Source organism: Gammaproteobacteria bacterium (assembly GCA_016705365.1).
Classification (GTDB): domain Bacteria; phylum Pseudomonadota; class Gammaproteobacteria; order Pseudomonadales; family UBA5518; genus UBA5518.
This window is the reverse complement of the sequence record JADIYI010000008.1, coordinates 1,123,544-1,141,523: the sequence shown is the minus strand read 5'-3', so window position 1 is coordinate 1,141,523 and position 17,980 is coordinate 1,123,544. Positions and strand designations below refer to the sequence as shown.

Annotated in this window: 15 protein-coding genes; 7 read left to right on the top strand and 8 right to left on the bottom strand. The window is 63.6% G+C overall.

The window, feature by feature from the left end:
* The first annotated feature begins 59 nt into the window (after positions 1–59).
* Positions 60–1,637, top strand: a complete 1,578-nt coding sequence (purH, locus tag IPF49_12895; GenBank protein ID MBK6288505.1) for a bifunctional phosphoribosylaminoimidazolecarboxamide formyltransferase/IMP cyclohydrolase — start codon at positions 60–62, stop codon at positions 1,635–1,637.
* A 33-nt stretch (positions 1,638–1,670) separates the two neighbouring features.
* Positions 1,671–2,954 (top strand): phosphoribosylamine--glycine ligase, encoded by a 1,284-nt coding sequence (gene purD, locus IPF49_12890; protein ID MBK6288504.1) that lies wholly within the window; start codon positions 1,671–1,673, stop codon positions 2,952–2,954.
* A gap of 56 nt (positions 2,955–3,010) precedes the next feature.
* Here purD and IPF49_12885 read toward each other — a convergent pair whose 3' ends face one another.
* The gene (locus tag IPF49_12885; protein ID MBK6288503.1) at positions 3,011–3,427 is read right to left on the bottom strand and encodes a hypothetical protein; all 417 of its coding nucleotides are present in this window, start codon (positions 3,425–3,427) and stop codon (positions 3,011–3,013) included.
* Between the two features lie 219 nt (positions 3,428–3,646).
* A complete protein-coding gene (locus tag IPF49_12880; GenBank protein ID MBK6288502.1) occupies positions 3,647–4,414 on the bottom strand; it encodes a hypothetical protein in 768 nt (255 codons plus the stop codon).
* 300 nt (positions 4,415–4,714) lie between these two features.
* Here IPF49_12880 and IPF49_12875 point away from each other — a divergent pair, with 300 nt between their 5' ends.
* Genes IPF49_12875 through IPF49_12865 form a run of 3 tightly spaced genes read left to right on the top strand, consistent with a single transcriptional unit; the run spans position 4,715 to position 8,488 of the window.
* On the top strand, positions 4,715–6,562 hold the full coding sequence (locus tag IPF49_12875; GenBank protein MBK6288501.1) for a DUF3604 domain-containing protein: 1,848 nt from the start codon (positions 4,715–4,717) through the stop codon (positions 6,560–6,562).
* A 10-nt stretch (positions 6,563–6,572) separates the two neighbouring features.
* Positions 6,573–7,451, top strand: coding sequence for a peptidyl-prolyl cis-trans isomerase (locus IPF49_12870; protein MBK6288500.1), 879 nt, complete (start codon positions 6,573–6,575; stop codon positions 7,449–7,451).
* Positions 7,452–7,465: 14 nt separating this feature from the next.
* Positions 7,466–8,488 (top strand): HupE/UreJ family protein, encoded by a 1,023-nt coding sequence (locus tag IPF49_12865; protein MBK6288499.1) that lies wholly within the window; start codon positions 7,466–7,468, stop codon positions 8,486–8,488.
* 1 nt (position 8,489) lies between these two features.
* Here the strand turns inward: IPF49_12865 and IPF49_12860 are convergent, their stop codons facing one another.
* From IPF49_12860 to IPF49_12850, 3 genes are all read right to left on the bottom strand, one after another.
* Positions 8,490–10,106 carry a mechanosensitive ion channel gene (locus IPF49_12860; GenBank protein MBK6288498.1) on the bottom strand — a complete coding sequence of 539 codons (1,617 nt, stop codon included), beginning with the start codon at positions 10,104–10,106 and terminating at the stop codon, positions 8,490–8,492.
* A gap of 29 nt (positions 10,107–10,135) precedes the next feature.
* On the bottom strand, positions 10,136–12,001 hold the full coding sequence (locus IPF49_12855) for a DUF3604 domain-containing protein (GenBank protein MBK6288497.1): 1,866 nt from the start codon (positions 11,999–12,001) through the stop codon (positions 10,136–10,138).
* Between the two features lie 145 nt (positions 12,002–12,146).
* A complete protein-coding gene (locus IPF49_12850; protein MBK6288496.1) occupies positions 12,147–13,151 on the bottom strand; it encodes a transporter in 1,005 nt (334 codons plus the stop codon).
* A gap of 205 nt (positions 13,152–13,356) precedes the next feature.
* Here IPF49_12850 and IPF49_12845 point away from each other — a divergent pair, with 205 nt between their 5' ends.
* On the top strand, positions 13,357–14,388 hold the full coding sequence (locus IPF49_12845) for a helix-turn-helix domain-containing protein (GenBank protein ID MBK6288495.1): 1,032 nt from the start codon (positions 13,357–13,359) through the stop codon (positions 14,386–14,388).
* 22 nt (positions 14,389–14,410) lie between these two features.
* On the opposite strand, the gene IPF49_12840 is transcribed toward IPF49_12845, so the two are convergent.
* Complete coding sequence (locus IPF49_12840) at positions 14,411–15,133, bottom strand: queuosine precursor transporter (GenBank protein ID MBK6288494.1); 723 nt, start codon at positions 15,131–15,133, stop codon at positions 14,411–14,413.
* 17 nt (positions 15,134–15,150) lie between these two features.
* Positions 15,151–16,686: an AAA family ATPase gene (locus tag IPF49_12835; protein ID MBK6288493.1), complete on the bottom strand. Its 1,536-nt coding sequence runs from the start codon at positions 16,684–16,686 to the stop codon at positions 15,151–15,153.
* Positions 16,687–16,806: 120 nt separating this feature from the next.
* On the opposite strand from IPF49_12835, the gene coq7 reads away from it, so the two are divergent.
* On the top strand, positions 16,807–17,448 hold the full coding sequence (gene coq7 / locus IPF49_12830; GenBank protein MBK6288492.1) for a 2-polyprenyl-3-methyl-6-methoxy-1,4-benzoquinone monooxygenase: 642 nt from the start codon (positions 16,807–16,809) through the stop codon (positions 17,446–17,448).
* Positions 17,449–17,465: 17 nt separating this feature from the next.
* Here coq7 and IPF49_12825 read toward each other — a convergent pair whose 3' ends face one another.
* Positions 17,466–17,888 (bottom strand): OsmC family protein, encoded by a 423-nt coding sequence (locus tag IPF49_12825; GenBank protein ID MBK6288491.1) that lies wholly within the window; start codon positions 17,886–17,888, stop codon positions 17,466–17,468.
* Positions 17,889–17,980 lie beyond the last annotated feature (92 nt).

The following is a 17,980-nucleotide window of genomic DNA, read 5'->3' as shown; positions in this document are numbered from 1 at the left end:
CACCCTCCCTATGCGCCCATGCGACGCAAGCATTCTTTTCTTCTGCAGGTAATCGCATCATGAACACCGAATCCGAAACCAGGGCCGTGCGCCGCGCGCTGCTGAGCGTCTCCGACAAGACCGGCATCGTCGAATTTGCGCGCGCGCTGGCCGCGCTCGGCGTGGAGATCCTCTCCACCGGCGGCACCCACAAGCTGCTCGCCGCCAACGGGATCGCGGTACGTGAAGTCGCCGACTACACCGGTTTCCCCGAAATGATGGACGGGCGGGTAAAAACCCTGCACCCGAAAGTCCACGGCGGCATACTCGGGCGCCGCGGCGAGGACGAGGCGGTGATGGACGCGCACGGCATCGCGCCGATCGACCTGGTGGCGGTGAATCTCTATCCCTTCGAGCAGGCCGTGGCGCGCCCCGACTGCGACCTGCCGAGCGCGATCGAGAACATCGATATCGGCGGCCCGACCATGGTGCGCTCCGCGGCCAAGAACCACCGCGATGTCGCGATCGTGGTCGATGCGGGAGATTATCCGCGCGTCGTCGAAGAGTTGCAGGCCAATGGTGGCACCCTGCGGGCGACCCGCTTCGATCTCGCGGTCAAGGCCTTCGAACACACTGCCCGGTACGACGGCGCGATCGCCAATTACCTCGGCCGCCTCGATGGCTGCGGCGGGCAGAGCGAGTTCCCGCGCACCTTCAGCCTGCAGTTCGCCAAAGCGCAGGAAATGCGCTACGGCGAAAACCCGCACCAGAACGCGGCGTTCTATGTCGAGCAACGGATCGCGGAAGCCTGCATCGGCACCGCCAGCCAGCTGCAGGGCAAGGAGCTTTCATACAACAACATCGCCGACACCGATGCCGCGCTCGAGTGCGTGAAGCAGTTCCGCGACAGCGCCGCCTGCGTGATCGTGAAGCATGCCAACCCCTGCGGTGTGGCGCTCGGCAGCACACTGCGCGAGGCCTATGAACTGGCTTATGCAACCGATCCGGAATCGGCATTCGGCGGCATCATCGCGTTCAACCGCGAACTCGATGCCGACACCGCCACGCTGATCGTGGAACGCCAGTTCGTCGAGGTGATCATCGCGCCCGCCGCGAGCCCCGCGGCGGTGGCCGCGGTCGCGGCCAAGAAGAACGTGCGCCTGCTGGTCTGCGGAGAGTGGTCCGAGACCGGAGTGGCCAGGCTCGACTACAAGCGTGTCACCGGAGGCCTGCTGGTGCAGGACGCGGATCTCGCGGTCTACGGCGAGTTGCGCGTGGTCGGGGCCCGGGTACCCGCGGACGAGGAAATGCGCGATCTGCTGTTTGCGTGGAAGGTCGCCAAGTTCGTCAAGTCCAATGCCATCGTCTATGCCCGTGACAACCGCACCATCGGTGTCGGTGCGGGCCAGATGAGCCGGATCAATTCCGCGCGCATCGCCGCGATCAAGGCCGAGCACGCGGGCCTCGCGGTGCAGGGCGCGGTAATGGCTTCGGATGCGTTCTTCCCGTTCCGCGACGGGATCGACAACGCCGCCGCATCCGGTATCCGCGCGGTGATCCAGCCCGGCGGATCGATACGCGATGACGAAGTGATCGCGGCCGCCAACGAACACGATATGGCGATGGTGTTTACCGGCATGCGCCACTTCCGTCACTGAACCGCTCGCGTTGACACAGGGAATCCGCACAGCATGAACGTACTGATCATCGGCGGCGGCGGCCGCGAACATGCCCTGGCGTGGAAGGCCGCCCAAAGCCTGCGTGTCGACACGGTGTATGTAGCCCCGGGGAACGCCGGCACCGCCCGTGAGCCCGGCGTGTGCAACGTCGCGATCGACCCCATGGATTTTGCCGCGCTAGCGGATTTTGCCCGGCACAACAAGGTCGGGCTGACGATCGTCGGTCCCGAGGCGCCACTGGTCGCAGGCGTGGTCGATTACTTCCGCGTCGCCGGCCTGCGCTGCTTCGGCCCCACCCGCGGTGCCGCGCAACTCGAAGGATCCAAGGCTTTCACCAAGGATTTCCTGGCCCGACACGGGATTCCGACCGCAGCCTACCGCAGCTTCACCGAGATCGCGGCAGCCGAAAGCTATATCCGCGAACGCGGCGCGCCCATCGTGGTCAAGGCCGACGGACTCGCCGCCGGCAAGGGCGTGATCCTCGCGGACAGCATCGATCAGGCGATCGCGGCAGTGCGCGACATGCTGGCAGGCAATGCCTTCGGCGATGCCGGCCATCGCGTGGTGATCGAGGAGTTCCTGGTCGGCGAGGAAGCGAGCTTCATCGTGATGGTCGATGGCAGCAACGTGCTCCCGCTGGCCACCAGCCAGGACCACAAGGCGCGCGACGACGGCGACCGCGGACCGAATACCGGCGGCATGGGCGCCTACTCGCCGGCACCGGTGGTCACGCCCGCAATCCACCGCCGCGTGATGCACGATGTGATCATGCCGACCGTGCGCGGCATGATGCTGGAAGGCAATACCTACACCGGCTTCCTGTACGCCGGCCTGATGATCGCGCCCGATGGCGGCATCAAGGTGCTCGAGTACAACTGCCGCTTCGGCGATCCCGAGACCCAGCCGATCCTGATGCGCCTCAGGTCCGACATCACGTTGCTGTGCGACGCTGCCATCGACGGCCAGCTCGACGTGGTGGAAGCCGAGTGGGATCCGCGCGCCGCGGTCGGCGTGGTGATGGCAGCGGGCGGTTATCCCGACAGCTATGCCAAGGGCGATGTGATCAGCGGCCTGCCGCAGACCGCGCATCCCGACAGCAAGGTGTTTCACGCCGGCACGGCGCTGGTGAACGACGAGGTCGTGACCAACGGCGGACGCGTGCTGTGCGTCACCGCGCTCGGCGACACGGTTGCCGCCGCGCAACACGGCGCTTACACGGTATGTGCCGGCATCCACTGGAACGGAAGTTTCCATCGCCGCGATATCGGCTATCGCGCGATCGCGCGCGGGCACTGACCAGGAACGGCAGGCAGGAGCGCGCCAGCGCAAAAGAACAGCGGCAGCCGGGGCCCTCAGTCCACTTCGACCTGTCCGGTCGCGCGCTGGCGGATCAGCGACCAGGACAGGCCGATGCCGAGAATGATGCCCGTCACCACCAGAATGATCCAGACGAACGCCGACGAGCGCGTGGTCGACAGCAAGCCGAAGTCATAGAGCATCCAGACCAGCGTGCCAAGCACAAGCGCGCTGAGGATGACCCCAAGGCTCCCGAGCGAGACAAGGGCGGTACGCACGAACACCACCCACGCCACCAGCAACACCGCGCCGACAAATCCCTTGAGCGCATCGAATGCGCCGAGATCGGCCAGCACCCAGTGGAAATAGGAATAGCCACCGGGATTGTAGGTGAGCAACACCAGCAGCAATGACACGACGATGCGTATCATGATTCCGGTGAAAGAAATGGATCCGGATTTCGTGTTATTCATTCGACCTCCTCCGGGTCTCGTTGCCGAACGCCGGTTCTGATTTCGATCGCTTTCGCCGGCGGATGCTAGCACCCCGGGCTTTGCGCCGAAAAGCCGGATGCCGGATCAATTGCCGGGATCGCCGCAAGCGGCGAGCCCCGAAGTCGACGTACCGCCCGGTTCGGGCGCGCTCACCCCCCCTTCACGGCGCCGAATCGAACCGCATCCGCAAGATGCGCTTCAAATGGGAAACAGGAACTTGGCGGTGAAGTTGAACGTCCACTCGGGTTCGACGTCGTCATCATCGAAGTTGTATTCATAGGCGCCGGAGAACTGCACCGGCAGACCACCGAACTTCACCAGCTTGGCCAGCTTTACTCCCAACGGCAATGCGACCCACTCCTCTTTCTCGTAGTCGTAGGTGAAATTCATTTCCGAGGTGCCGATCGACCATTTGTCGGGCAGTGAATAATTCAGGATCGGTTGCAGGATGCTGACGTTCACATCATCACGGTCACCCTCGCCGGCAAACGAAAACAGGTTCTGGTCGAACAGGCCCCACAACAGCTTGCCGCTGCGGGCAGTGAATCCTATTGCGGGACCGGCGGCCCACTTCTCCGCTCCCAGGCGGTCATCGCTTGCGGTCGGCAGCAGGGCGACCGGGCCAACGCCCCAGCGTCCCCAGGGCTGGTCGAAGACAACGAGATCGAACAACACCAGATCGCTGATCCCATCCGCACCCGACGGGCTGTCGGTGACCATCGGCAGCGTCGCGCGCGCGATATGCTTCAGACTGCCGGTGCTGAACGGCAGCGCCGCGCGCAACTGCACGGTGTTGCCGCTCTCGTCATCGAGATTGTGGTAGTTTCCGGTGTAGATTTCCTGGAGCTGCAGCGACATCAGCGAGGCCGTGGGATCGCTGGCCGCCTGCTCGAGAGACTGGCCGCCGGTGGCGTCCTGTCCGGAGAAAACCGGCGGCGCTGCCGCGAGCAACACGGCACAGAGCATGGTCGGGCCAGGGTTTCGTTTGGTCTTGAACATCACTGAGTTCGTCCTTTTTCAAGCGCCTGCCATCGCCGGATACCGCTCACCACCGGCGACACGGCACAACGAGCAAACCTAATAGCCGGAGGCAGCGAAGATCTATCCGTTATTCGCAATATCAGGCACTGGCAGCAGGGAAATTGTGCGCCGCTTCCGCTGCGCCTTTCGCGGGTGGATCGGTGCTATCCTCGTCCGCAGAACAATACGCGCCGGATGCCGTTCCCGGCCCGTCATAACCTGACCCAGCCAATGCAGAGGTACCCCATGTCGATCCTGCGCAATCCCGTTACCGCGCAATTTGCGAGCTCCCTGTTGGCCGGTCTGATAACGCTGCAGGCAGCAGTGGCCGAAGAGACAGCGAGGACCACCGGTTACAACAAGCTTCGCAACCCCTATTTCGGCCAGACCCATCTGCATTCCGGGTGGTCGTTCGACGAGGCCATCTACAACGTCACCCTGGGCCCGGACAATGCCTACCGGCATGCGCGCGGCGAAAAGGTCAAGCACCCGGCCGGATTCGATGTGCAACTGCGGATCCCGCTCGACTTCATGATCCAGTCCGATCATGCGGAATATCTCGGCGTCCTGGTGCGGATGTACAACCCCGATGATCCATTGTCCAAACACCCGCTTGCCGCGCAGGTTGTCGGATCCGGAAATGACATCGCCGCATCCACCAAGGCGTTTTATGGTCTCGTTTCCCAGACCATCCAGCCCGACGGCTCCACCAAGCCGGATCCGACCCTGAATTCACCGGAACTCAAGCGCACGATCTGGGATGAATACGTGAAGATCGCCGACAGTTTCTACGAGCCCGGGAAATTCACCACCCTGGTCGGCTATGAATGGTCGTCCCAGCCCAACACGAGAAACCTCCACCGGAATGTCATTTTCAGATCCAGCAGCAAGCTCCCGGTCCCTTTCTCCTATTTCGATTCGCAAAAACCCGAGGACCTGTGGGCCTGGATGGATGAGCAGCGCAAGGCAGGCCTGCAGCTGCTGGCGATTCCGCACAACGGAAATCTCAGCAATGGCGCGATGTTCGCGCTGGAAGACTCCGACGGCAACCCGATCAGCCGTGCCTACGCCGAAACCAGGATGCGCAACGAACGACTGACCGAGATCATCCAGACCAAGGGACAGTCCGAAACCCATCCGCTGATGGCTCCGAACGACGAGTTCGCCGGATTCGAAATCTGGACCAAGCCGGTCGCGGGACCGGGAACCGTCAAGGTCCTGGAAACCAATTACGTCCGCAATGCCTTCCGCAATGGCATGGTTCTGCAGCAAACGATCGGTATCAACCCGTTCGAATACGGTGTCGTTGGCGGTGGCGATATCCACACCTCGATCGTGTCTCACGAGGAATACCAGCATACGGGCGAGCACAATCTGAAGTCCGGCACGCCTCACCAGAGACTGCTTGAAAGCCTCCCCGGCGAACCGTCGAAAATCGAACAGGGCAGCGCGGGACTGTCGAACGTATGGGCGGAAGAGAATACCCGCGAGTCGATCTGGGATGCCCTGCACCGCAAGGAAACCTGGGCCACCAGCGGCAGCCGCATCACGGTGCGGATCTTTGGCGGCTTCGACTTCGGCGACACCACGCCGGCTGCGGAATCGTGGGCGGAAACGGGATACAGCAAGGGCGTGCCCATGGGTGGCAGGCTGTCCGGATCCGTCGACGACAAGGCACCGCGCTTCATGGTTGCCGCGCTGAAAGGCCCCAACAGCGGCAACCTGGACCGCGTGCAGATGGTCAAGGGCTGGGTCGGGACAGATGGCAAGAGCCATGAAAAGATCCACAACATTGTCTGGGCGGGCGAGCGCAAGCTCGATTCCGCGGGCGATCTCCCGCCGATCGGCAACACCGTGGATATCGCCGATGCCAGCTATACCAACACCATCGGCAGTCCGGAATTGCAGACCGTGTGGACCGACCCCGATTTCGATCCCGGCGTCCCCGCTTTTTATTACCTGCGAGTGCTGGAAATCCCCACTCCGCGCTGGTCGACCTATGACGCCAAGACGCTGGGAATCGACCCGCCAAAGGATTTCCCGGCGACCATCCAGGAGCGCGCCTGGACATCACCGATCTGGTACAACCCCTGACATCCGCTAGATGCTGTCCGGTATCCGGATCCAGGGGAAAGGGCTGCCGATCCTGAAGGTCTTTCGTGACCCGCTGCTGCACTTTCTGTTGCTCGGCGGGGCGCTGTTTTTACTCTATTTCTCGCTGAACGACGCGCCCATCGAATCGAACCCCGCAAGCATCGTGGTGGACGAGGCCCGAATGCGTGTCATTGCCGAGCAGTTCGGGCGCGTGTGGATGCGCCAGCCAACGCGGGAAGAAATGCAGCAACTGGTCGAAGATCACGTCAAGGAAGAAATATTGTATCGGGAGGGCGTGGCACTCGGTCTCGACAAGGACGACCTCGTCATCCGGCGACGGTTGCGCCAGAAGCTGGAATTTCTCTATTCGGACCTGAGCGAAGTCGCTCCCGCCAGCGATGCCCAGATGCAGGCATACCTCGACCTGCATCAGGACAGGTACCGGCAACCGGCAACCATCAGTTTCAGCCAGGTCTTCATCCGGACCGACGACGCCTCGCACGATCCGCGGGCGCGGGCCGATCACCTGCTCGCGATCCTCAACGATCCGCAGGCATCACACGATGAACTGGCGGACGCGGGAGATACTGGCTTGCTCCCCCGCCAAATGGCCAACGAGAGTCTCGCCGGCGTCACTCGCTTGTTCGGAGAAAAGCTGGCGCAACAGATCACCGCCGCCCCGATCGCCCGCTGGAGCGGTCCCTATGTTTCGGACTATGGCTTGCACCTGGTTCAGGTTTCAGAATTTCAGCCGGGGCGGGTATCGACACTTGCCGAGGTACGTGCGTCGGTCGAGCGGGACCTCGGTGCCGAGCGAAGCGCGGAGGCCAACAACCGGTTCTACCAGGCCCTGCGCAAGCGCTACGATGTGCGGTACACGATCCCGTGAGAATCCCGCTGCGCCTGGGCGCATTATTGATTGCCCTGCCGGTGTTGCTTTCCCTGTTCGCCGGGGCCGCGCTGGCACACGAAGTGCGCCCCGCCTACCTGGAACTGGTGGAGCTCGACCCCCAGACCTGGGATGTGCTGTGGAAAGTGCCGGCACGGGATGGGAGGAGCCTCGGCCTCGGCGTGGAATTTCCGGCCCATTGCCGCAGCACTGCGCCCCATGGGAGGTTCACGGAGGGAGCCTACATAGAGCGCTGGAAAACACGATGCGACACCAGCCTGTACGGCTCGACCATCACGATCACTGGCCTGGAAAGCACCCGTACCGATGTCCTGGTGCGCCTGCTCAGGAGTGACGAGACCAGCCAGACACGACGTTTGACGCCGACGAATGCCGCGTTCGCCGTCAGCGATGCCGCAAGCTGGACCCAGATAGCAGCCACCTACCTTCCTCTTGGCATGGAACATATCCTTCTCGGTACGGACCACCTCCTGTTCGTGCTGGCACTGCTGTTCCTGGTGAGGAGCTGGCCTCGGCTCATCGCCACGGTGACGGCATTCACCATCGCCCACAGCATCACCCTTGCGGCGGCGACACTGGGCTGGATCCGCATCCCGCAAACGCCGGTGGAGGCGGTCATAGCCCTCAGCATCGTCTTCGTGGCGGTCGAGATCGTTCATGCCCGCAGCGGCAAAATCAGCCTCGCCATAACCAGGCCGTGGACAGTTGCCTTCGTCTTCGGCCTGCTCCACGGCATTGGATTTTCCGGCGCATTGCGCGAAACCGGGCTTCCCGAGAACGCCATTCCGTCGGCTCTTGCCTTCTTCAATATCGGAGTCGAGCTTGGCCAGTTATCGTTCATCCTGGCGGTGTTCGTTGCATTGAACGTGGTGCGCTCGCTGGTGCACAAGACCACCGCGAGACGGCTCGACAATTCCTGGCAGGCCGCGCAGCTGGCATCGACCCCGGTTGCCTACTTGATCGGTACTCTCGCGGTAATCTGGGTGCTCGAGCGAACCGCGGCCTTCTGGCAGTGAATCAGGCGTCTTCGGGCCTGCTAGCAGGCGCTGCAAACCACTGCTCGGGAGGGACCACCTTGGGCGATTCAGGATCGCCCTCGTATGCCGGCGACATGATCTGGACGCCATGCTCGTTGAAGACATCCTGGATGTTGCGGTGCAGCTCGGAGTAGAACCACGGAATGCGGCTGTCGTCGGTGCAATAGACATTGAGCTCGTAATTCACCGCGAAATCGCCCAGCGATTGCTGCAGGACAAAGGGCGCGGGGTCCGCCTTCAGCCCCTGCGTCCGCGCCGCCGCGATCAGGAGCATCGCCTCGACCTGGCGCCAGGGCGCGTCGTAGCCCACGCCGACGGAGGTGTGCAGCACAACGCCCTTCTCTCGCGCCATCACCGAAAAATTCACCACGTTGATATTCAGGATGTTCAGGTTCGGAATCACCACGATCTCGTTCTTGGCGGTGAGGATCCGCGTGGTCATCAGTTTTATCGACTCGACCCGCCCAACGACATCGTCGATCCTGATCCGGTCCCCTTCCTTGAAAGCCCCGCGATAGGTCATGGCAAGACCTGCTAGCACATTGGCGATGAAGGACGATGAGCCGAGCGAAAGAATCACGCCGAGGAACAGCGACACTCCCTTGAACGCCGCGGAATCGGAACCCGGGATATACGGATAGGCAATCACGATGGCAAATGCCAGGATCATCGTGCGCACGATCTTGTACGTCGGTGCCGACCACTCGGGATCAAAATTCTCCAGCTTGATGCTGCCGCTTGCCACCCCGTTGAAAAAGGCCCTGGTGAGCACCAGCACATAGCGCACCACCAGGCCCAGGACCACCAGGAATGACAGGTCCGGAATGGAGCCGACGAAGCCCAGCCACAGGCTCTTCATCGGCTCGAGAACCAGGTCGAACAGAACCAGCGCCGCGGGACGTGTCCACGGGTACAGGCCCAGCACCGTGTTCAGGTAGGAATAAACCAGCAGCAGGAGCACCAGAAAGCGCAGCACCCGCAGCGCGCCGGCTACCAGCCTCCAGACCTGTGCCGCGCGAATCAACTGATGCGAGCGGTGCGCAAGATGTTCGAGGTTGCGCTGCACATGCCGCACCGCCCAGGCATCGAGCCAGTTGCTCAGCCGCGTGGTTGCCCACAGCAGCAATACCATCGCGATCGTGGCCACCAGGGCAAACCCGGTGTTTTCCAGAAGTACCGCCGGACTGCGATCGAGGCGATAGTCACGGATGGCATCGGAGATGCTCTGCAGATAGGCCGTGGCCAGCAATCTGCGATCCACCCCCTCGAACTCGGCATCGACATCGAAAACATTGATCAGCAGCAGCTTGCCGGCATAGATCCCGGTCCTGTCCGCCGAGTCGACGATGGCGAGCTCGTCCACGGAAACCGATTCATCGTCGGCTGCTTCGGTGATCTTCGCATGCACGAACTCGGCTCGTCGCTGCGCCGGATAGGAGGTGACGCCTCGGAGCAGGAACAGCTGTTTGCCATCAAAGACGAGGGGTGCGGCATTGGCGACGTCCTGAGCCGCCGCCTCACTGGCCGCCGCCGGGAACGTCGCCAGCACGGCCCAGTGGAGAAGAAGCAGGATCATCATGAATGCCGGTGAGCGCATGAGGAAGTGAGACTCCATGGCCAGGCCTCTCACGGCGCCGGCGGATACCAGATCGGAGAACTCCAGGCGCGCTCCTGCACCGTTGCCGGCACATTGTCCAGCAACTCCAGTCCGGCCTTGACCGCGTCGTGGGTACTCCAGCGCGGGGTCGGGATCTCCAGCACCCGGATGTAGTAGAGAGCGTGTCGCGCCGGGTCGAATTCGGGATCGCTCCAGACGGCTGACAGCTCCGCTGCACCGATGGTGTTCCGGTAGCTCGCGTTGCCCAGGTCGACGCTGTTGCCGACCGGTGGCAGCTTGCCGTCCACCCCCCGCACCCGGGTCTCGGGCTCACTCCAGACGACATCATGGATCGTCTCGTGCGGCTCGCCATCCGCATCCACCCAGGTCTTGATGAGCTGGATGCGATCGAGATTGGCGCCGTCAGGATCCTTGACCGCCCACACCACGAAACGCGGTGTGGAAGCCTGTTTGGATGGTTGAAGATCGCCACCCATCGGCACGCCACCGGCATAGGCCCGTTGCAGCATGTCGGGTTGGCCGGTGAGGTCCTGCGGAAAATCCCAGCCGCCGAAGAAACGCACCCTGAGGCGCGTGCCGCTGGTCGCAAAGGTTTCGCGGCGCTTCATCGCGTCCCAGATCGAATCGCGGGTATTCGACTCGGCCCACACGCCGGTCAGCGCCCCCGGGTTCAGATCCTTCGCTTCGAGCCATCCACCCACCTCGGCGCCTTGCCGTCTTGCCGGCGAGCCATCCTCCAGGCCATGGCCGCCCGGCCAATCGTATTCCTCGACATCGCCGGGCATGCCGTTATGGCTGTCGGTGCCACCGACAAAACCGAGCTTGTAGGGGTTGGCACCCAGCTTCTGCTCCCAGGCAAGACCACTGGTCACGCCTGCGCGGACGAAATTGCGCTTCTCGATGACGCGCTCGCTGAATTTCGCCAGCGAATCGGCGTTCTCGAAATCGGCAAACTCGTCGGCGGGCCAGAACTTGCGATGGACCTCCGAATTGCCCTTGACCTGCATCATCTCGATCAGGGGCTCGAAATGCGCACGCTGCTCGGCATAGCCCAGGTCCAAAGGCTCGCCCCTGGAGTTCGTGTCGGCGAACATCAATCCCTTGCTGGCATTGGAGTTGTGCGGAATCGCCAGCACGTTGATTCCCTGTTTCTCGAGACCGCCCAGCCACTCCCACAAGGCTTCCTCGCGCGGAACCTCGAACGAACTCACCGGCAAATCGGGCACCTGCGCGCCGCGGAAGATCACGTTGCGGTGCAGATTTGCCCCCTTGGGCGCCGAGCTCCACTCGAATGCGACCAGCGCGGTGAAGCGGCCCGGATCGTTGTGCTGCTCGGCCGCATCGAGCGTGACCTTCCAGGCGCTCTTCGTGGTCTCGGGGCCTGCATAGAACGGCGGATGCTGCGGCTTGTCGCCCCGGGTATTCATGATCACGTACTTGAGGAACCACTGCCGCCGTTCGTTCTCGTCGGTCAACGCACGCAACTGCTGCAGCAACTCCTGATCGTGACCCGGCGTGCCTTCGACCATCGTGGACTGCATCTCGCCGAGATACTCCGCATGATCGGTGACCGCGGCAAAATCGAGCGGCTTGCTGATGCGATTGCCCTGGCCGAGCGCCTCCACCGCTTCGCCCTTCGCGAAACGGTAGGCATCAGCCGGAGTGAGCCGCGCCCCGCCGATATAGGCGTCGAGAGAATAGGCGGTATGAAGATGCGTTTCGCCAAAGTAGGCATTGCGCAGCGGGTTGGAATCCACGACTGGCGCCGGCTCGGTGTGCGCCGTGACCGGCGCTGTCACTTGCGATGCCGCAGTCTCCGACGCCTCGTCGTCCCCTGGCGGCGGCGAGCATGCCGTGGCAAACAGCGCAATCATCGCGGTGCAGATCCGGACACTCGCACCAGCAGGATAGTTGCCTGTAGCGAATTGCATATCGACTCCTCCGCAAAAAGTCATAGATCCCGGGAACGCCCTGCGACCCCGTTATCAACCGCCATCCGCAAACGCCCGGCGCGCCGGCTCAGTAAAACTTGTACATCACCTTCAGGAATACGGTATCGCCCTCGAGGCGGCGCTCGGTATCGAACTCGTGCAGCCACTTGAGCTCGGCGACCAGGTCGTTGCAACCCGCCTTGGTCACGTAGGAAAGCACCGGTCCCGCGCCAACCGTCTTGGCCTCGAAATCGCCGAAGGTCGCGCCATCGCCGCGGTCGGCGCTCAGCTGCTCGTAGTAGTAACCGGACACCCCCACCCCGGCGAGGCCGCCGGCCAGCGGAAAATGCTGCGCGAGGGTGCCGTCCAGGTGACCCTGGGTACCCGACTCGTAATTGGTGTCGGAGTTTTCCTCGTTGAAGTCGGCACCGATGAACAGCGACGCCTCGATGCCGTTCTTCTGGCCGAAATACATCAACGCCAGCGTCGGCTCGACGGTCCAGAAGTTCTTGCCGGTGTTGGCGAGGCGCCCGACCTTGTAGCCGCCGGTGGGCGCATAGGCAGTAACCCGGAAATTCATGCTGAAGTCCGGACTGACGTGATAGTTGAGCATCAGTGGCTGCAGCACGATATCACCGAGCCCGGTTTCGCGATCGGACACCTTGATCGTGCGTGGCGCGCCCCCTGGCGCCGTCACATCGACATCGGCCGAAACCTCCATCGTGACATACGGAATGGTGGCGCTGACCGCGTAGCTCCAGCGCTCACCGAGGTCGATCGCGGGCCGCCACGCAAAGGTCAACCCATAGCCCCACGAATCGGCATCGGCGCCGAGCGCCGAGCGTCCGGCGATGGGAATCGCCACGCTCTTGGCAGCCGAGCCCGTGTAATTGAGGACATTGAGCCGCATCAGGAAGGTTTCCCTGGGCGGAACCGAATCGATGAACGAAGACATCGAGCCCGGCATGTAGTGTCCGGATCCGCCTTCCTCGGCCGCGACCGGTCCCGGCAACAGAGCAAACCCTGCGACAAGATACGCGGCGAATCGCCTGCCTGCGGCCAGGTTCGCGCCAGAAAGGAAACCAGGGCTCATATGTGCCTCTACCTGAATCATCGTGATGGGAACCTGCATTCGATCGGCTCCGCTTGCCCGTGTGCCCGATCTGAAATGTCCGGGCCCGCTCCTGCCATGCCGATACGCATGCACGCGCTGGCTGGCGCAGGGAGCGAAGACTTCGTTACTATAAAAACCGTGCCGTGAACTGACTATCCATAAATCGCAACAAACGGGAGAGCCGGTGCAAGGATCACTGCCATATGGCGCCGGGACCGCTGCACTCGGGCCGTTCGCTGCAGGCGCAAGCGGCGATGAAATCGTTGACGATCCGAACATTCATGAACGCATGGTGCAGCCATGGGATCTGATCATCGCTCCGGTCGATCCGGGACCTTATCGCTACGCATTCCAGTACGTCACCACGCCCCTGTTCAGCTTTTATCGCGAGAGCTACCGCTATTCCACCAGGCTCGTCGGCCTCTCGCCGTCCAACATGCAGGTGTTCATGGTCCCCATCCGTACCGTGGACGGATCCACGCACTGGAAGCGCCCCCTGCCGAAGAACGGCATTTCCATGACGCCCCCGACCAGCGTCGAGGCCCGCTTCGAAGCCGGGCAGGCCCACTTCATGGTACTCGTGAACTTCGAAGCCCTGCGCGACGGCCTGCCCGAGGAACTCCTGGCCGAATGCCGGCGTCGCACCAGCGCCAACCTCGTCCCGTCCTCGCCACGGACCGCCACCTGCTTTGCAGCATGGATGCAGGACGTGCTGAATGCGGCGCTGCAACATGGCTCGATGATGCACAGCCCGGCAGTGATTCGCTGTCTCGGCGAGCAACTGCTGCAGCATGTTGCGCTGTCCCTGCGGGCGCTTCCGGGGGGGCGACTTCGACCACCGCTGTCGACCCGCAGACGCGTTGTCGAACGCGCGCTCGACTATCTTCGCGCGCAGCAGGAACCGGTTGTAACGATACCCGAGCTGGCCGCGACGATCGGCACCAGCCAGCGCACCCTGGAGTACGCTTTTCACGACACTTTCGACATGGCACCAATGGCTTACCTGCGACTGCAACGCCTGCACGCCGCGCGACGGCACCTGCTGGCCGTCGACGGCGCTGAAGCGACATCGGTAACGCGCGTCGCCCACGAAAACGGGTTCTGGCACCTGGCGCGATTCGCTTCTGCCTATCGGGCCGAATTCGGCGAACTCCCCTCCGATACACTTGTCCGCCGCAAGCCGCACATGCCGCGCGTGCTGCTGAACGCCTGCTGAACCTGTTGCGCCTCGTCCTGGCTCAGGCCGGCACCAGGCCGAAGCAGCGCCGCATCAGGTAGCGCCCCAGGTAGATCAGCGGCGTGATCGCGATCGCGATCACGAACTTCAGCGCGTAACCGGTGATCGCGATCGCCGGAATCGCCTCGACCGGTGCCGGCGGATTGGCCGGATCGGCAAACAGCTGGCGCCCGAGGGAAAACGCCAGGTAGCTGACGATGAACGAGTCGATGAACTGCGAGATCACGGTGCTGCCGGTGGCCCGCAGCCACACCAGGCGCTCCCCGGTGAGGCGCTTGAAGAAACCGAATACCGCGATATCGCTCAGCTGCCCGACCAGGTAAGCCACCAGCGAGGCGATATACATGATCTTGGCCGAACCGAAGATCGCGTCGAACTGGTCCTTGCGCACATTGTAGGGGGCATCGAGATAGGGCATGGCCTGGGCGATGTTCATCACGATGAAGACAAAAACCGCGGCAACCAGCGCGATATAGGTAAGGCGGCGTGCGGCGCGCGGCCCGAAGTATTCGTTGATCAGGTCGGTGAGCAGAAAGGTCACCGGGAAGGTCAGCATCCCGCAGGTATGCTCGATCGCATCGAAACCCAGCACCGTGAACGGCAGCGGTATCCGGAACAGCTTGATACCGACGATATCGGCGATCAGCAACGAGGCGATGAACAGCGCGGCGAGCCAAAGATAGACCAGCTGCGCGCTGGAAAAAGCATGTGGTTCGTTGTTCATCGCCGGTTCCCGGGCGCTCAGTTCGCCGGCACCGTACGGGTTTGCGCCCAGCTGCGCAGCGCCTGCACGCGTTCCGCCATGGTCACCGCCAGCGGCACGGTGGCACGGATCTCGGCGCCCAGGTGCGCCGTACAGAGCGGCGCCTGCTCGGCGGCCGCGCGATACAGTGCGCTGACCACCACCTGCTCGATCTCGGCCCCGGAAAATCCGTCGCTCTGCGCGGCGAGCGCCGCGGTATCGATACCCGCGAGCTCGAGCGAGCGGCGCGCGAGCTGGATCCGGAAGATTTCCGCCCGCGTTTCCTGGTCGGGCAGATCGACAAAGAATATTTCGTCGAAACGGCCCTTGCGCATCAGCTCGGGTGGCAGCGCGGACACATCGTTGGCGGTCGCCACGACGAATACCCCGTCACGTTGTTCGGCCATCCAGGTGAGCAGGCTGCCGAGCACCCGCCGCGAGGTGCCCTCGTCGGAGTCGGCCGCGCCGATGCCTTTCTCGATTTCGTCCATCCACAGCACGCAGGGCGCCATCAGCTCGGCCGAGCGCAAAGACTCGCGCAGGTTGCGCTCGGTCTCGCCGATGTACTTGTTGTACAGCGCGCCCATGTCGAGGCGCAGCAGCGGCACCCCCCAGGCGCCGGCCACCGCGCGCGCGGTGAGGCTCTTGCCCGCCCCCTGCACGCCGAGCAGCAACACGCCCTTCGGGCGATCCAGCGCGGCAGCCGGGTTGCTGCTCACCGCGGCCGCGCGCCGCTTCTCGAGCCAGGCGCGCAGACGCTTCATCCCGGCAACGTTCGCGAAGCGCTCGGTGCGATACTCGAAACTCAGCACGCCGTCGAGATTCATCAGCTCGAACTTGGCGCGGTTGATTTCCGGCAGGTTGGATTCATCGATGCTGCCGTCCTCGAAGATCGCACCCCGCACCAGGCGCCGGCAGTCGGAGTGGGTGAGCCCGCGCAGGCTGCGGGTGAGCTGCCCCAGCGTGCGGCTGTCGGTCTTGACCCGCTTGCCGCCGCTCGCCTCCTGCCAGCGCTTTGCTTCCTCGCGCACGATGGTCATGATCTCCTCCTCATCGGGCAACGACAGCTCGACCTTGGCCGCGAGGCGGCGCAGTTCCGGCGGAATATCGACCCGGTAGCTCAGCAACACCAGCGTGTGCCCGATCTCGCGATAGCGCAGCGCAATATCCTTGAGCAGGCGCACCACCCGCGGATCGCCGAGATAGGGATGCATATCGCACAGCACGTACAGTCCCGCCTCGCGCTGCGCCTTCACGGCACCGAGCACCGCATCGGGTTCGAGCAGGGAATCCTTCGCGGGCAGCTCGCCAAAGCCGAGCCGCTGCAATCCGTCGGTCGCCGACCAGCAGAACAGCGGCAGCGCTTCCTTCACCGCGACACGGGTCAGCATCTCCAGGGCCCGGCTCTCGTCATGGGTCTCGGCCACCAGCAACGGCACATTGGAGCGGATCAGCAGCCGCAGGTCCTGGAAGTCGCCACCGTGCCCGGGCGCACCACCCGTTGCTCGGCCCGGGCCCGGTTCGGGCGGTGCCATCTCGCTCATCGTTTGCTGCTCCGCGCTGAAGAAAGCCGATCATACCCGGTGCGGCGATTTGGCGGGTGCGCCGCCCGCGCTTTAGAATCCGGACAATGAAGAACACCCGGCGCCATCCAGATGAACCGCAAGCTTTCGCTCGTTGACCATCTCGTGATCGGACTCGATCGCGCGCGCCGCGCCGCCACCGGCGAGGCGCCGGTGCCCGGGCGCGCCAACCCGGGAGCCGAACTCGACGCCGCGGCGCTCGATGCCGAACAACGGCGCCATGTCGCGGGGCTGATGCGCATCAACCACACCGGCGAGGTGTGCGCACAAGCGCTCTACCAGGGCCAGGCGCTGACCGCCAAGCTCGATACCGTGCGCAACAGCATGGAGCAGGCCGCGGCCGAGGAGATCGATCATCTTGCCTGGTGCGAGCAGCGGGTACACGAACTCGACAGTCATACCAGCGTGCTGAACCCGCTGTTCTACGGGATGTCGTTTGGCCTCGGCGCGCTCGCCGGCGCGATCGGCGACCGCTGGAGCCTGGGATTCGTCGCGGCGACCGAGGAGCAGGTCTGCGCCCACCTGCGCGATCATCTCGAGCAACTCCCGGTCGCGGATCAGCGCAGCCGCGCCATCCTCGAGCATATGCTGGCCGACGAGGCGCGCCACGCCACGCTGGCGCTGGAGTCCGGCGGAGAGGATTTCCCGCCCCAGCTGAAGGAGTTGATGCGCCTGGTATCCCGGCTGATGACCGCATCTACCTACCGGGTATAGCCACTGCCCCGACCGGCTCAGGCCTGCGCGACGATCTCGAAATCATGGGTGAGTTCCACCCCTGCCTTGCCGAGCATGATCGAGGCCGAGCAGTATTTCTCCGCCGACATCTGCACCGCGCGCTCCACCTGCCGGGGATTGAGATCGATGCCCGAGACCACGAAGTGCAGGTGGATGCTGGTGAACACCGCGGGGATCGCATCGGCGCGCTCGGCGCTCAGGTCCACCCGGCAATCGCGCACTTTCTGGCGCGATTTCTCCAGGATGCTGATCACGTCGTAAGCCGAGCAACCGCCCACGCCGAGCAGCAGCATCTCCATCGGGCGCACGCCGATGTTGCGCCCGCCGGCATCGGGCGGGCCGTCCATCACCACCGCATGTCCGCTGCCGGATTCACCGACAAAGGCTCTCCCGCTCATCCACGTCACCGTTCCCTTCATCGCATTTCCCTGTCGTCGATCGGCAATTGTGCAAGGCCGCGCAGCTTAGCAATTCAGGTGCCGCGACCGCCATCCCGCGGGTGGCGCGTGGC